We start from the raw sequence: 13,848 nt of genomic DNA, 5'->3' as shown, positions 1-13,848 counted from the left end.
ATTTCGCTTCTTGGAATTCCACGAAAACCCCTGTGTTTTCCTAACGGGGCTGCCAATAATGTTTTTTAAGGTTTGCCTGATTTTCCTTCAAGAACTTTACTCCTTCTTTTTCTAATCTTCGTTTCTGCTCTTGCCAGCCGCCGAGAGAATAGTCTTTGGCCAGAGAACCGTCTTTTTTAACCACCCTGTGGCAAGGAATTTTAGAATCTTGGTTTCCCCAAAGAGCGTAGCCTACTAACCGGCTGTCTCGCAACCCTAAAAATCTAGCGATCGCCCCGTAAGTCGTTACTTTGCCCTTAGGAATTCTGGCCACAACTTTTCTGATTTTGTTAAATAAACGTTCCTTTTCCACAATCTCCTTCTTTACTTCTATACGATTCGAACTCACGTTCCTTGCCGTCTCTCATCAGTATACTGCTACGTAGCAGTATACTGACGACTATTTCAGCAAACGATTAATCCGCCTATACAGGCTTGATTTATAATCAATTTTAGCCAACGCCGCTTTTATTTTATCTTTTTGTTTTCTATCCATTGTTTTAATAACATCCTTGATCAATAACTCAGGCCAGAACATCAGAGGATGACCCTTTTTAAAATTATCCCACTCTATCTTTCTCAATTCGGCAGAACCGGTAATTTGCTTGCGTTTCTTGTCTTTTGTCCTCTCCGCCACCAGCTTAAAGCCCTCACCCGACTCCATCAACCACTGGCTCACCTTGGCAATCGTAGCATGGCTCACTTTTAGAAGGCGCGCTATTTCGCGGTAATCTTTGCTGGCTAAGAGAAGTTTAGCGATTTTTATTCTTTTTGCCAAAGCGATAATTTCCTGACGCCCTAGCAGATCGGTAAGAAATTTCATTGCCTCGTCGGCAGTTTTTAAAACTGCTAAGGCTTCGCAGAAATCGCTAAGTAATTCTTGTTTTTCTTGATTAGTAATTTGCGAATATCTAGCCATAGTTTTCTATTTTACTTTTAAACCTAATTTAATATCGTCCTAAAATTATAATGACACAATCCTCACTTCACTGCTACGTAGCAGTGAAGTGAGAAAATTAAATGGCAGTCTTTTTGATTTGACAAAACGGCTTCTTTTCTTCAATTAAGTTTAAAATTGGCGACGAGGTAGCCGACTCCCAAAGGACCCTCGTAGGACAAGATCTCCGATTGCCAGTCTATCCCAGAGGCTTCAAGAATGCCCAGGATAAAGGAAAAAGATCTCAAGCCGCATTCTGCGGCATTGGGATAAATCTCAGCTAGACTTAAGATCTTTTCAATGTTTTTCTCTTTCAAATAGCTGATCAAGTCTCTGTCAAATTTTGGGCCTTCGGCATGAAGGCCGTAGGGACCGTCTTTTTTCAAACAATGGGAGGTATCCCCGGAGGCAATTAAGGCAACCTTAGACTTTAAATTAGAAATCTTAGATCTATACAGTTTTTCTGCTTCTTTGAAATAAAACCTCGGAGGTTCCGATTCCAGCAAGTAAGGAGTAGTCTTTCCTTTAAAGTTGTTGGCTAAAAAATAAAGGGGAACGTTAAAGCCCCAGTCAGAATGAGGAGAGGAAATGACAATCTCGTCTATTTCAGCTTCCTTAAATTGTTTCGCCAAAGACTCTAGGGCCTGGAGCGTCTTTTTGACCTTAATCCTGTCGTCAATAGAGCCGATGTAGGGAAGCAGAAGCGGCGGATGAGGCGAAAAACAGGCGAAGGAAATCATGGAATTATAATTTAACATTTAAATCCTCTTGGCAATTTGAGCAACAGCCATTTTTGTCTATGCCAACCAGCTTTGGCTGCCAGGCAGTTCTTTCTATCGCCAGCTGGCCGCACTTCGGACAAAAGGTATTGCCCTGGGCATAGAGGCCTCCGGGTAAATTCTGACCCGGCGCCCAGATATAGATAAACTTCAATCCCGACTTCTTGCCGATGGCCGCAGCCTTGTCTAAATCTTTAACCGAAGTCTGGGGCAGGGCCTGAAAGCTTTTGTCGGGAGCAAGATCCGGGTCAAAACGGCTTAGATGCCAGGGAGTCTTTGGGCCCAAGTGCTTTACCATCCATCTTGTCATTTCTTCCAACTCTTCCTTGCCGTCGTTGATTCCAGGAATCAAGAGAGTGGTAATCTCAATAAAGATTTTGTGTTTTTCCTGGGCGTACTTTGCCATCTCGGGAACCTGCCCGAAAAAAGCGCCCATTTTGCTGTAAGTCTTATCAGAAAAGCCTTTGAAATCGATGTTGGCGGCGTCAATGAACTTGCCGATCTTATCTAAGGTTTCCTTAGTCCAGGAGCCGTTGGTGACAAAGACGGTAAAAAAACCTTCCTGTTTTGCCAGCTTTGAAGCGTCTAAAACGTATTCTGCCCAGACAACCGGCTCGTTGTAAGTGAAAGCAATACTTTTGTAACCGGCTTTTTTAAAATCAGATATAAGCTGCTCTGGTTTAATTATTTCAGCCGGTTCACCCGCCAGAATTTTGCGGAGCAAAATTTGGGCGGGCTCGCCCCAGGAGCACCACCAGTTCAGGCACTGCTTGCACCTAAAATTGCAGCCAAAGTTTCCGATCGAAGGAACCCAGGCGCCCGGACGGAAATGGTAAAAAGGCTTTTTCTCAATCGGGTCCAATTGGACTCCTCGGATCAGGCCGTAATTCAGGCTGACTAGTTTTCCGCCTTTATTTCTCTTTGTCAAGCAAAAGCCGGTCTTGCCCTCTGCAACCAAACACCGCCTCTGGCAAACCTGACAGCGGACCAAACCTTCTTTCAGTTTTTCGTAAACTAAAGCTTCTCTCATTTATTCAATTATAATGCTTTTTCTGCTATAATTCAAAAATATGGGACACAGAATTTTTATCGCCGTCAACTTCCCAAAAGACGTCAAGGAAAGCCTGAACAGAACCAGAGACGAGTTTCCGGAACTGCCCTGCAGGTGGACAAAGAAGGAGAACCTCCATTTAACGCTCTTGTTCTTAGGGTACGCCAGCGACGAAGAACTCCTGGAAACCTGCGAAATCGTCAGGAAAACTTGCTCAATACACAAACCTTTTGTCTTTGAGCTGAACAGGATCTCTTACGGACCGCCGGGGAATCCCGAAAAGAAGCAAGGCCTCCACGGGGCAGGAAAGCTGCCGCGTATGGTCTGGGCGAGCGGAAAAGCAGTCAAAGAGCTTTCTGCTCTTCGGCAGGACTTAGAAAACTCCCTTTTTGAAAAAGTGGTGAAAGACTCCAAAGACAATCAATTTTCTCCCCACGTCACTCTGGCCAGAATCAAACAATGGCAGTTCCGGGAAATGGAATTGGAAGAAATTCCGGAAATCGACAAGGAAATTTCTCTGAAAATCCCGGTTGAATCAATTGAAGTCATGGAAAGCGAGCTGGCAAAAGAAGGGCCGGAATATTCAATTCTTGAAAGCTGTCCGCTCTCAAGCTAAGGGCAAAATCATAATTTAAAAGTCAAAACTCCAGTTCTAAACTTTCCGCTTTATGAGAGTTCACTTCATTGGCATTGGCGGCATCGGCGTTTCAGCTCTAGCCAGATATTATCTTTCACAAGGCCACCAGGTTTCAGGGTCTGATTTGGCTGAGTCTGAAATAACCAAGGCCTTAGAAAAATTAGGAGCCAGAGTTCGAATCGGCAAACACAACCCCCAATGTTTAACCCCTGAGGTTAAACAGTTGCCGGATTTGGTGATTTACAGCCCGGCGGTTCAACCAAACAACCCAGAGTTAAAAGCGGCGAAGGAATGGAGGATTAAGCGCCAATCATATCCCGAAGCGCTTGGCAAGCTGACTAAACAATACTTTACCATTGCCGTCTGCGGCACTCACGGCAAAGGCACGACCACCGCGATGATTTCTTTGATCCTGATAAAGGCCGGCCTTGACCCGACCGTGATCATCGGCACAAAACTAAAAGAATTCGGCGATAGTAACTTCCGCCTTGGGAAAAAATTCGGATACAAGATACTAAATACTAAATACAAAATACTCGTCATCGAAGCCGATGAATACGCCTCTTCTTTTTTGAACTACTGGCCCCAAATCATCGTTCTGACAACGATTGATAAAGACCACTTGGATTACTTTAAAACCTTAGGCAATATTATCAAGACTTTCAGAAAATTCGTCGGGCATTTGCCAAAACATGGCTGGCTGGTAACAAACATAAATGAGAAAACCATCTTTTTCACGGCCGTGAAAAACACGGTATTATTTGATAGAAAATTGAAAGAAGCAGAAAAACTAAGAAAAATACTGAAAATACCTGGCGAACATATAGTTGCTGATGCTTTGGCAGCCCTTTCAGTTGCCAGAATCTTAAAAATCCCGGACAAAACCAGCTTTCAGGCGTTAAGCGAATATCGCGGCGCCTGGCGCCGCTTTGAAGAAAGAACTATTAAACTAAAAACTATAAACTATAAACTAATTTCCGACTACGCCCATCACCCAAAAGAAATCGAAGTCACTCTTAAAGCTGTTAGGGAAAAATATCCGAAAAAGAAAATCTTTTGCGTTTTCCAGCCTCACCAATATCAAAGGACATATTATTTGTTCAAAGATTTTGTCAAAGTTTTGGCTGCGGCTCCTATTAATAAGCTCATTTTGGCGCCAATTTACAGCGTGGCTGGCCGCGAAAGCCAGGCTATTAAAAAGAAAGTCGATTCTCAAAAGCTCGCCGTCGCCGTCCAACAAATACTAGATACAAAATACGATATACGAAATACAAAGATCTTTTATATTCCGACTGCCCGAAAAATTGTCACTTACTTAAAGAAAAACCTGACAGGCAACGAAGTTCTGGTTATCATGGGGGCAGGGGATATCTATAACTTATCGCTTTTATTGACAGGCAAAACAGAAAAGAAGAAAATGAAGCTCCACGCGCAAGCGCGTGGTATCTTCTCCGCTACGGGATTCCTCCCACGCTTACGCGTGGAGCGGAATCCCGCACCGTCCCGCTAAAAGCGGGACTGGTGCGCGGATAAAATATAAAGGGTCTGTTGCTTAACCGGGTTAAGCAACTCACAAAAAACATGACACTTTTTTTCTTAATCCTTCTGGCGGTTTGTCTGACTATCTTTGCTTTTCAGCGTTTCCAAAGAAAGCAAAAACCAATTATTAAGCCCAGCTTGCCGAAAATAAAGGCTGAACCTGTCATGGAGTCAAAACCAGAGAAAACACCCGAGCTCGCAAAGAGGCAGGTGAGCCAGGCACCAACGCCAGCGCCAGTTTCTTTGCCGGCTGGCCAAGAACCTCGGCTATTAGCCTCAAAAGACCCCGAACCGCCGGGCAACCTGCCGACTGAATAAAGACCGGAAGATGAAATGCCAAGATTACAAAAAATCCACGATCGTGGATTTTTTGTATGGTTGTTTTTGAAATGATCTTGTACGAAGTGAAGTTTAACACAACGCGCCCCGGCGGCGTTGTAATAAAGAGGAACTGTCTGATCGAAATGCTAATGAAAAAGTGCCCGCCGCATACGCTTTGGGCATATACTTTGGGCACTTTTTTTCTCATTTGAGCTACCTTCCTAGCTCTTTGGTTTCAGCCACCCTCCTACTAGTGGCTGATTGAGAAGGGGAATCTCGAGCCGGAAACTATACTCCGGTGAATTCGCTGGATCCACCGCGAGAATCCGTCCCGGGAATGTCAGGTACCCCATCAGTGGTTTCCCCACTAATTCCGGGGTAACCTGACTTGGGAGAGAACTGCCGGTGGGCTTGAACTCCACGTTGTTGATATACATTGTGGCGTTCAAGAACTCCTGCCGGAAATATGGATTGCCGCTGACCTCCAGAAAATCGATCTGGAAGTGGAAGACGATCGTGCCGTCGTCCATGGCCTGGACTTCTCTCGGCGTGATATTCGCTGAGAAAGACCCGCACCCGTCGTAGCAGCCGGCCCCATCGGCGAAAGTGATGGTCCCGACGAGGTAATTTCCGTCAGGATCCACCACCTGGTATTGGCCGGACAGGGCGGGCGGGAGCGACAGGGGCGCGAGAGGTGCGATCCCGGGATCAGATGTCCCGGGCTGGGGCTGGGCCCCAGAATCAGGTTGAGGGACCACGGCCGGGGCCTGCGTCGGCACATACGATGCCGGCGGCTCGACCTGCTGCTGAGCCACTGTTTGAACAGTGGATTTCAGCGTCTCGAGCCAAAGGGCCGAGACTAGCAGGGCCCCGCACATGCAGCACGACCCGATGACCGCCAGGCCCACCCACAGGGGCCAGTTCTTCCGGATCCGCACGCGAAACGGGATCCGGGGCGTGGCCTGAGGCGCAGGCTGGGCGGGGGTAGCGGCGGCGGGCGGGGCGGACAATGGAGTGCGACAACTGCCGCAGAACTTCCAGCCGACCCGAACCGGCTGGCCACAGCCAGGGCAAGTAAGGGAGGTCATGCAACACCTCCTAGTGCCCCGCTGCAGTTAACGCAGAATGGCCCCTGAGGCGTCATCTGCCCGCAGCTCGGGCATTTGACGGTTGATTGACCCCCAAACAACTTGGCCCAAAATCCGACATGGGCTTTGGCCGGAACGGAGTCGAGAACGGGAACTGGAGTGGGCTCGGGGGCGGGGGCCAGAGGCTGGATTTTTTCCAGCTCTGCTCGGGCCACGGCCAGATCCTTGTCAGCATCGGCCTTGGCAATAGCCATGGCCTGAGCCACCTTGGCGGCTGCAACCAGAATATCCTTGGCCTGAACCTCACTGGCCTCGGCGACCTTGAAGTCAGCTTTGGCCTGGACCAATTTCTTCTCGGCCTCGGTCTTTCCGGCCTCGGCCTTGGTTTTGGCCTCGGAGGCGATTGCCTCGTTTTCGCCGGCTTTCCGCCAAGTAGCCTCGGTCTCTTTGACATCGACCACGGCCTGAGTGGCCTTGACATCGGCCTGGGCTACCCGGGCCAAAACTCCGAAGAGCTTCGCTTGGGTCTCGGCTTCGACACGAGCCCGTTCGGCCTGTTCGGCTCGTTCCCGAGCCTCTTGCAAAGCTTGTTGCAAATTCGTCGTATTCATCTGTACTTCTCCTTTTCTGAATATTTTTCCCGCTTCCGGCATAACGCCTCAGCGGGATTGACAGTGTACAACACCTCAATTATACCACGCCCTGTAGGGAAAGTCAAGGCTTGGCAACCCCAGCTATCGTGCTAAAATAATAAGCAGTTAAAGGAGATTTGTCTAATAATGAAATTCGTTATCCTCGGACATTTTATCTCTGGCCACGGCGGCGATATCCGCGCCGAATCAGCGGGAAAAAACAAAGGCACCGCTTTTTACGTTGAACTGCCGATGACTAAATTTTAATTGATCTTCTGAACGTTTTCTGATTTAATATAGATAGCACAAGGAGGTGCGTGATGGTCAATAAACTTTCCCTCCCGGCGAGGGTGGTGCCGATCGCCTTCGGCTTGGCGATCGTGGTGATCGCGGCCGGCATGATCTGGCTGCGATTCTATTATGAATTCCCGCCCTTGCCCCTGTGCGCGCTGGTATGTTAGCCAGCCGCACGGAAGAAAGTCCCGGCCGCTCATCAAAGCGCGCCGGGTCTTTTCTTTTCGACTAACTTGTGTTATGAAAAAATCAGCATATTCGAACTATTCCAAGGAAAGGAAAAGGAGATTACCATGAACGAGTTTTGGATTTGGATCGTAGTGCCCTTGGTTAGGGGGTTAGGATTGATCGTAATTGCTGTCGCAGCAATTGGGATCATCGGTGCTGTTACCGCCGAAATGAACATCAGCCCGCTAGTTATAGGGCTGGCGTTTGCCGGAGCAGTCATTGCCGGCGCGATTCTCGGCATCAGGGCGGTCATGCAAGGCGGTCACGGCGCATAGATGACCGGCGCCCCTTCACCTAAAAGAGACCTCACACATAGTTGCTGAGGCCTCTTTTCTTTTTGCTCGACTTCTGCTATAAATAAATTAGCAACATTGTCAATAAGGTCTTGTCAGCAGACCTTTACGAAAATCACCCAGGAGGTGGCAGATGAAACGACAATTGTGGTTCTTGGGCCGGTTTGCGGCCTATTTCACGATGAACCTGCTTTGGCCAATCGTTTTAATGCCCCTCAGGGTGGCAAAAAAACTTGGCCGACCAGTCTTCCGGTTCATATTCCTGGTTTACCCCGGAACCTTAGATCAAGTGCGCGGCTATGCGCCTCTGTGGTACCGGGAAATTGCGCCAATGATCTCGGTCATCGGCGTAATAAAAGGAAGGTACCCTGGACTGGTAGTCACCATCCCTCGCACGATCGAGGAAATGGAAGACGCAGGTCATCGACATCAAAGACTTGAAAGGATGGTTAAAGAGGTTAAAAGCCTCGCCGATGCCATCGGCGCTAAGGCAGTCGCCCTAGCCGGACGGCTTCCTAGCGTACTGCTCCAAAACGGCTATAGTAGCTTACCCGCGCCGATTGTGGCCGGCAACATGGGCTCAACCTACACTGTTGTTGCCGTCACACAACAAGCTATCGCCGATGCCGGTCTTAGCCCAGAACAGGTCAAGATCGGCGTCTTGGGAGGTTATGGATACCTTGGTTCCCGAGTGGTCAATACCCTCAAAGAAACCTGGAAAGTAGTCGCTATTGATCCTCGCGCCGATAAGCGGAGGGCTCGTGATCCAGCAGCGGTTTCTGGATGCAATGTCGTGGTTGTCCTGACCGCAAGAGGAGAACAGATGGAAACCGTAATTGACCATTTGGATAACGGGGTCATCGTCGTTGATGATACGCACCCTCAATTGCCCAAGCGCTTGGTCGCAGCTATAAAAAGAAAGGAGGGCAGAGTGATCAAGGCCACCCTGACGCTAAAAGGGAGCATCTTTATGCCACGGCTTCCGAAATGGAAACCTACTTGGCTGCCAGGGTGCTGCGTCGAGGCGATTGTTATCGCTGCCGATAACGCTAAGATTGATGACCAGCAGCGATTCAATAATGCCGCAAGGATGCTTGGGTTTACGGCACCCATAGTCGAACATCAAAGTGAGCTCTAGCTGACAAGGGCTCACTTTTGATTTTCAAAACTTTTGGTGGTAATATAAATCAATATGGACTGGAAAAATACTATTCTTGTAATTGTCCTGATTGCTAATTTTGCTTTGGCATTTTTCAGTTATTTTAAAAGCAAAAGAGGAAAAGTAAATTTGATTTGGAGCACTGTTATCGGAGCAGTCATCCTCTGGATAGCCTCGATGATTCTCTACAGATCCTCGCCGCAAGAAACTTCTGTTATTTGGTGCCAGATTCTTTATGTTTCGGCCACCCTTATTCCGATCTCTTTCTTATATTTTACCTTTATCTACCCCCACGGAGAATGGAAAATCACAAAAAGAGAATGTCTCTTGATTGTCTTGCCAATGATTATTGTAGTCGTCTTGGTAGCTTTGAAAGGAATGATTATCAAAGATGTAAAAGTTCATCTTGGCCAAGAAAAAGAAATTCTTTGGGGACCAGCTTATCTCCTTTATACGGTCTACATTTCCAGCTATTTCACCTGGGCTCTTTGGAATCTTTTTAAAAGATATATAAAGTCTCATGGGATCCTAAAATCACAAGTCAGGTATATGCTCTTGGGGACCAGCCTTTCCATTGTTCTGGGATCAATCTTTAATTTATTCCTGCCGACCATCGGTGATTTCCGCTTTAATTGGCTTGGCCAGGTGGCAACTCTTTTCATGGTCGGTTTTGTTTCTTACGCCGTCATGGTCTATCAACTAATGGATATCCGTTTTGTCATCGGCAAAAGCGCGGTTTATTTTCTTTCCTTCCTTGTCGTCATCGGTCTGGCTTCTTTGACAATCATTCTGAATAACAAATTAGAGCAACCAGCAACTTTCAATGTTTTAGGACCATTAATTATTTTTTTAAGCATCCTTTTATTTCAACCGGTCTACCGTTTTTTTGAAAACCTGGCTTCAAAATATTTCTATTACACATTCTATTCGTATCAAACGGTCATCATCAACATGGGAAGAAAATTGACCCGAGTATTAGACCTTGATCAGTTAGCTTCTTTAATCACCAGCACCCTGGTAGAAACCATGAAGTTAGACAGAACGGTCATCCTTTTAAGGGATCCTCAAACCGGAGACTACCAGATCAAAAAGAATATCGGATTCAGAGAGGAAAACGGCATCTCTTTGGTCAGGGACGATTTCTTAACCTCATATCTCGAGAAAACCAAAAGAGCCTTGGTTTATGAGGAATTGTCTTTGGTCATTAGAGACAGCAAAATGACGGAAAAAACCGATCTCGAAAAGCTGAAGCAAAACATGAAAAGGATTGAGGCCAGCCTCTGCCTGCCGCTTTTAATCGAAGATAAAATTATCGGCATCATCGTCCTGGGCAACAAGATTTCCGGAGATTCCTATTCCAAAGAGGACTTGGACCTGCTCACGGCCCTGTCGCATCAGGCCTCGATTGCCCTGCAAAACGCCAAGCTTTATTCCCAAGTTCAAGACTTGTCAAAAAACCTCCAAGCCAAGGTTGATGAACAAACCAGAGAATTAAAAGAGGCTTACGAAGAGCTCAAAAAACTAGACGAGGCAAAATCGGAGTTTATCTCCATTGCTTCGCACCAACTAAGAACTCCTTTGAGTATTATCAAGGGGTATTTGTCGATGGCCGTTGAAGGAACCTACGGAAACATGCCCGGGAGAATGAAAGAGCCTATCCAAAGAGTTTTTCAGACAAACGAGAGGTTAATAAAGCTGGTCGGAGATATTTTAACAGTTTCCAGAATAGAAGCCGGCCGAATCGAACTAAACCTGGAAAAGAGCTCGCTCAAAGAACTGATTACCAGCGTCATCGAAGCCCTAAAAACCGAAGCCAAGGGAAAGAACCTAGTTTTAGCCTACAAAGAGGAGAAAGAGCCGTTGCCCCAAATTCTTATGGACAAGGAAAAAATCAGGCAGGTGCTTATTATTATCATTGACAACGCCATCCTCTACACCCAAAAGGGAAACATTACCGTCGAAGCCAGTCAAAGCCGGGGACTATCCCAAAAAGTCGTCATTGAAATAAAAGACACCGGGGCGGGTATCAGCAAAAAAGACCTCAAAGACCTTTTCAAAAGCTTTTCTAGAGGCCACGCCGGCGACCGCTACTGGACCGAAGGAGCCGGGTTGGGCCTTTACATCGCCCAGAAATTCGTCAAGCTCCACGGCGGCGATATCCGCGCCGAATCAGCCGGAAAAAACAAAGGCACCTCTTTTTACATTGATCTGCCGATGGCAGCAGACAAAAATGAAATAGGGAATCTAATCCTAAGCAAAACAAGTCGAGACCGCTGAGAGGAGCCGACTGGGCCAAAAAACAGCAAGAATGGATCTGCCAAAAAGCAAAACATACAATCTGGCGATCGTAGGCGGAGGAATTCTGGGAACAACCCTGGCTTATTGGCTGGCAACCATTTACGAAACAGGGGGGATTGTCGTCATAGAAAAAGAGAACGACACCGGCCTGCACGCCACCAAGCGTAATACCGGAGTTGTCCACCGGCCGTTTTACCTCGATCCGGAAAAAAAGAAAATTTTCGCCCGCTCGGCTCTCTTGTCTTTTCCGCTCTGGGAAAAATACGCTTCGCTGAAACAGCTCCCCTGGGTCAAAAGGGGAACGCTCGAGGTGGCTCTTAACGAGGCCGATCTGCTGACCCTCAAGAAATACCAGAAATGGTCGGCGGAGAACGGAATGGACGAAAAGGAAATCGAGCTTCTGGATTCGGCGGAGGCAAAGAAAATGGAGCCGAATATAGAGTGCCGAGGAGCTTTTTTCTGCAAAACGGACGTTGCCACCGATTTTTACGCATTGACAAAAAGTTTAAGAAGCGACGCGGAAAACGACGGGGTTGAATTTTTGCTGGAATGCGAGGTTAAAAAAATCAAAAAAACCGGCGGCTGTCTTGACCTCGCCCTTGCTAACGGCAAAAATCTTTCGGCCAAATATGTGCTGAACTGCGCCGGCGGCCAAGCCGTAAAAATTGCCCATCTTCTGGGCGTGGCGCGAGATTTAACCGACTTAAATTTCCGCGGAGAATACTGGATCGTTGATCCGGCGCGAGCCGGTTTGGCCAATCATAATATCTACTCGGTGCCGCGCCACTCGGAATTTCCTTTTCTCGACCCGCACTGGATCAGCCGTTGGGACGATCAAGTTGAGATCGGCCCAACGGCCGTGCCGGTTCTGGGCCCTTACGCCTATAAAGGATTTTTCGAGAATCCGCTTTCCGGCTTAAAGAAAGTTTTTGAAATGCCCCTGGCAAATAAAATCAAACTGATGATGAATCATGAGTTTCTGCGCTTGGCCCTGGAAGAGTGGCAAAGTTCTTTTTTTAAGGAAGCAATGGTCCGACGAGTCAGGAAGTTTTTACCCGGCGTCAAACCAGAATATCTAACGAAGAAAGGCTCGGCCGGCATTCGCAGTCCGGTCATTGATCGTCAGGGGAAATTCGTCAAAGAAGCATTGGAAATTTTCGGTCACAGATCCTTCCACGTCTTGAACTTTAACTCCCCCGGCGCCACCGGCGCCCCGGCTTACACCGCTCATCTCATCAAAAAGCTAAGGGAGAATCATTGCTTGGACCATTTGAAAATAGGGGAGTCGAATCGGACGGGAATCTGGGATTTTGCTCGAGTCGCCAGCCAGTTTTCACCCTAAACGATTATTTTACTGACGATTTTCTTCTTGCTATAAGGCGACAGTCGCCTTTAGAAATAAAACTAAGAAATGGACTATGAATAATTTGACGATAGCGGCGCGAAACAAATTGTTTCACTTTTTTTACGCCAATATATTAAAACCTATTTATTTTCGCCTCGATCCGGAAGAAGTTCACAACGCCATGACGCGGATAGGCAAGTTTCTCGGACAACGCGCGATTACAAGAAAGGCAACGTCGCTGTCATTTTCTTTTACTCATCCGATGCTGGAACAAAATCTCCTCGGAATACATTTTCCTAATCCAGTGGGATTGGCTGCTGGCTTTGATAAAGACGCCTTGCTCACTGACATTCTTCCTTGCGTTGGGTTTGGATTTGCGGAAGTAGGATCCATCACCGGTGAACCGTGCGAAGGCAATCCTAAGCCGCGGTTATGGCGTTTGAAAGAATCGCGCTCTCTCCTAGTATATTACGGATTAAAGAATCAAGGATGTGAAAAAATAGCTGGCCGGTTACGCTCAAAAAATTTCAAAATCCCTCTCGGAACAAGTATTGCCAAGACTAATAGTTTAGCCACGGTTGAAACCGAAGCCGGAATTAACGATTATCTAAAAGCGTTTCGCCAGTTTGTTGATATTGGTCATTACTTTACCATCAACATTAGCTGCCCGAACGCTTTTGGCGGCGAGCCCTTTACCGAACCCGATCGACTCAACCGTCTTCTTTTAGCAATTGACGCCGTTTCTACGAAGAAACCCATCTTTTTAAAAATGTCTCCTGATCTAAGCGAAGAACAGATTGACGCTATCCTCCGAGTATGCGAGAACCACCGCATTCATGGATTTATCTGCGGCAATCTTACTAAAAATAGAAGCGCGTTAAAAATGGGCGATCAGATAGTTCCAGAAAAAGGCGGCATTAGCGGAAAGCCAACAGAAGAGTTGTCCAACGCTCAAATTCGCTTCATTTATCGGAAAAGCGGTGGAAAATATATTATTATTGGCTGCGGCGGCATTTTTTCAGCCATTGACGCCTATACAAAAATTAAAGCGGGCGCTTCGCTGGTCCAACTCATTACCGGAATGATTTTTGAGGGCCCGCAGTTCATCAGCGAAATCAATCGCGGTTTGGTGCAACTTTTGAAAAAAGACGGCTTTCAAAATATCCGAGAAGCCCGAGGCGCAGAAAAATTATCTATTAGTTAAGACA

General features: G+C 47.0%; 14 protein-coding genes. 8 read left to right on the top strand and 6 right to left on the bottom strand.

Annotated features, from left to right (window positions below):
* Positions 1-40: 40 nt before the first annotated feature.
* From Q8N16_01040 to amrS, 4 genes are all read right to left on the bottom strand, one after another.
* Entirely contained in the window at positions 41-388 is a 348-nt protein-coding gene (locus tag Q8N16_01040; protein MDP3093331.1) for an MGMT family protein, read from the bottom strand.
* Positions 389-439: 51 nt separating this feature from the next.
* Positions 440-958 (bottom strand): YerC/YecD family TrpR-related protein, encoded by a 519-nt coding sequence (locus tag Q8N16_01035; GenBank protein MDP3093330.1) that lies wholly within the window; start codon positions 956-958, stop codon positions 440-442.
* A gap of 140 nt (positions 959-1,098) precedes the next feature.
* Positions 1,099-1,734, bottom strand: a complete 636-nt coding sequence (locus Q8N16_01030; protein ID MDP3093329.1) for a class III extradiol dioxygenase subunit B-like domain-containing protein — start codon at positions 1,732-1,734, stop codon at positions 1,099-1,101.
* Positions 1,721-2,785, bottom strand: coding sequence for an AmmeMemoRadiSam system radical SAM enzyme (gene amrS, locus Q8N16_01025; protein MDP3093328.1), 1,065 nt, complete (start codon positions 2,783-2,785; stop codon positions 1,721-1,723). The genes Q8N16_01030 and amrS overlap by 14 nt, the downstream gene beginning before the upstream one ends.
* Positions 2,786-2,825: 40 nt before the next feature.
* Between amrS and thpR the strand changes: the two genes are divergently transcribed.
* The 3 genes from thpR (at position 2,826) to Q8N16_01010 (ending at position 5,300) form a co-directional block, all read left to right on the top strand.
* Entirely contained in the window at positions 2,826-3,422 is a 597-nt protein-coding gene (gene thpR / locus Q8N16_01020) for an RNA 2',3'-cyclic phosphodiesterase (GenBank protein MDP3093327.1), read from the top strand.
* Positions 3,423-3,474: 52 nt separating this feature from the next.
* Positions 3,475-4,953: a Mur ligase domain-containing protein gene (locus Q8N16_01015; protein ID MDP3093326.1), complete on the top strand. Its 1,479-nt coding sequence runs from the start codon at positions 3,475-3,477 to the stop codon at positions 4,951-4,953.
* Between the two features lie 71 nt (positions 4,954-5,024).
* Positions 5,025-5,300, top strand: a complete 276-nt coding sequence (locus Q8N16_01010; GenBank protein MDP3093325.1) for a hypothetical protein — start codon at positions 5,025-5,027, stop codon at positions 5,298-5,300.
* A 224-nt stretch (positions 5,301-5,524) separates the two neighbouring features.
* Here the strand turns inward: Q8N16_01010 and Q8N16_01005 are convergent, their stop codons facing one another.
* The gene (locus tag Q8N16_01005) at positions 5,525-5,947 is read right to left on the bottom strand and encodes a hypothetical protein (GenBank protein MDP3093324.1); all 423 of its coding nucleotides are present in this window, start codon (positions 5,945-5,947) and stop codon (positions 5,525-5,527) included.
* 440 nt (positions 5,948-6,387) lie between these two features.
* Positions 6,388-7,044: a hypothetical protein gene (locus Q8N16_01000; protein ID MDP3093323.1), complete on the bottom strand. Its 657-nt coding sequence runs from the start codon at positions 7,042-7,044 to the stop codon at positions 6,388-6,390.
* Positions 7,045-7,550: 506 nt separating this feature from the next.
* On the opposite strand from Q8N16_01000, the gene Q8N16_00995 reads away from it, so the two are divergent.
* The 5 genes from Q8N16_00995 to Q8N16_00975 all read left to right on the top strand — a co-directional run bounded on the left by Q8N16_00995 (position 7,551) and on the right by Q8N16_00975 (position 13,844).
* On the top strand, positions 7,551-7,820 hold the full coding sequence (locus Q8N16_00995; protein MDP3093322.1) for a hypothetical protein: 270 nt from the start codon (positions 7,551-7,553) through the stop codon (positions 7,818-7,820).
* A gap of 151 nt (positions 7,821-7,971) precedes the next feature.
* Complete coding sequence (locus Q8N16_00990) at positions 7,972-8,976, top strand: hypothetical protein (protein ID MDP3093321.1); 1,005 nt, start codon at positions 7,972-7,974, stop codon at positions 8,974-8,976.
* 54 nt (positions 8,977-9,030) lie between these two features.
* A complete protein-coding gene (locus Q8N16_00985) occupies positions 9,031-11,274 on the top strand; it encodes an ATP-binding protein (protein MDP3093320.1) in 2,244 nt (747 codons plus the stop codon).
* 31 nt (positions 11,275-11,305) lie between these two features.
* Complete coding sequence (locus Q8N16_00980; GenBank protein ID MDP3093319.1) at positions 11,306-12,637, top strand: FAD-dependent oxidoreductase; 1,332 nt, start codon at positions 11,306-11,308, stop codon at positions 12,635-12,637.
* Positions 12,638-12,713: 76 nt separating this feature from the next.
* On the top strand, positions 12,714-13,844 hold the full coding sequence (locus Q8N16_00975) for a quinone-dependent dihydroorotate dehydrogenase (GenBank protein MDP3093318.1): 1,131 nt from the start codon (positions 12,714-12,716) through the stop codon (positions 13,842-13,844).
* Positions 13,845-13,848: the final 4 nt, after the last annotated feature.

This window comes from bacterium (genome assembly GCA_030693425.1).
In the GTDB taxonomy this organism is placed as follows: Bacteria; Patescibacteriota; Minisyncoccia; order Minisyncoccales; family GWA2-46-15; genus GWA2-46-15.
The sequence above is the reverse complement of the archived record's forward strand: the minus strand, read 5'-3'. Positions and strand labels throughout refer to the sequence as shown.

Coding starts and splice junctions, on each gene's coding strand:
- Q8N16_01035 (MDP3093330.1), bottom strand. CDS start 958: ATGGCTAGATATTCGCAAATTACTAATCAAGAAAAACAAGAATTACTT.
- Q8N16_01030 (MDP3093329.1), bottom strand. CDS start 1,734: ATGTTAAATTATAATTCCATGATTTCCTTCGCCTGTTTTTCGCCTCAT.
- amrS (MDP3093328.1), bottom strand. CDS start 2,785: ATGAGAGAAGCTTTAGTTTACGAAAAACTGAAAGAAGGTTTGGTCCGC.
- thpR (MDP3093327.1), top strand. CDS start 2,826: ATGGGACACAGAATTTTTATCGCCGTCAACTTCCCAAAAGACGTCAAG.
- Q8N16_01015 (MDP3093326.1), top strand. CDS start 3,475: ATGAGAGTTCACTTCATTGGCATTGGCGGCATCGGCGTTTCAGCTCTA.
- Q8N16_01010 (MDP3093325.1), top strand. CDS start 5,025: ATGACACTTTTTTTCTTAATCCTTCTGGCGGTTTGTCTGACTATCTTT.
- Q8N16_01000 (MDP3093323.1), bottom strand. CDS start 7,044: ATGCCGGAAGCGGGAAAAATATTCAGAAAAGGAGAAGTACAGATGAAT.
- Q8N16_00990 (MDP3093321.1), top strand. CDS start 7,972: ATGAAACGACAATTGTGGTTCTTGGGCCGGTTTGCGGCCTATTTCACG.
- Q8N16_00985 (MDP3093320.1), top strand. CDS start 9,031: ATGGACTGGAAAAATACTATTCTTGTAATTGTCCTGATTGCTAATTTT.
- Q8N16_00980 (MDP3093319.1), top strand. CDS start 11,306: ATGGATCTGCCAAAAAGCAAAACATACAATCTGGCGATCGTAGGCGGA.
- Q8N16_00975 (MDP3093318.1), top strand. CDS start 12,714: ATGAATAATTTGACGATAGCGGCGCGAAACAAATTGTTTCACTTTTTT.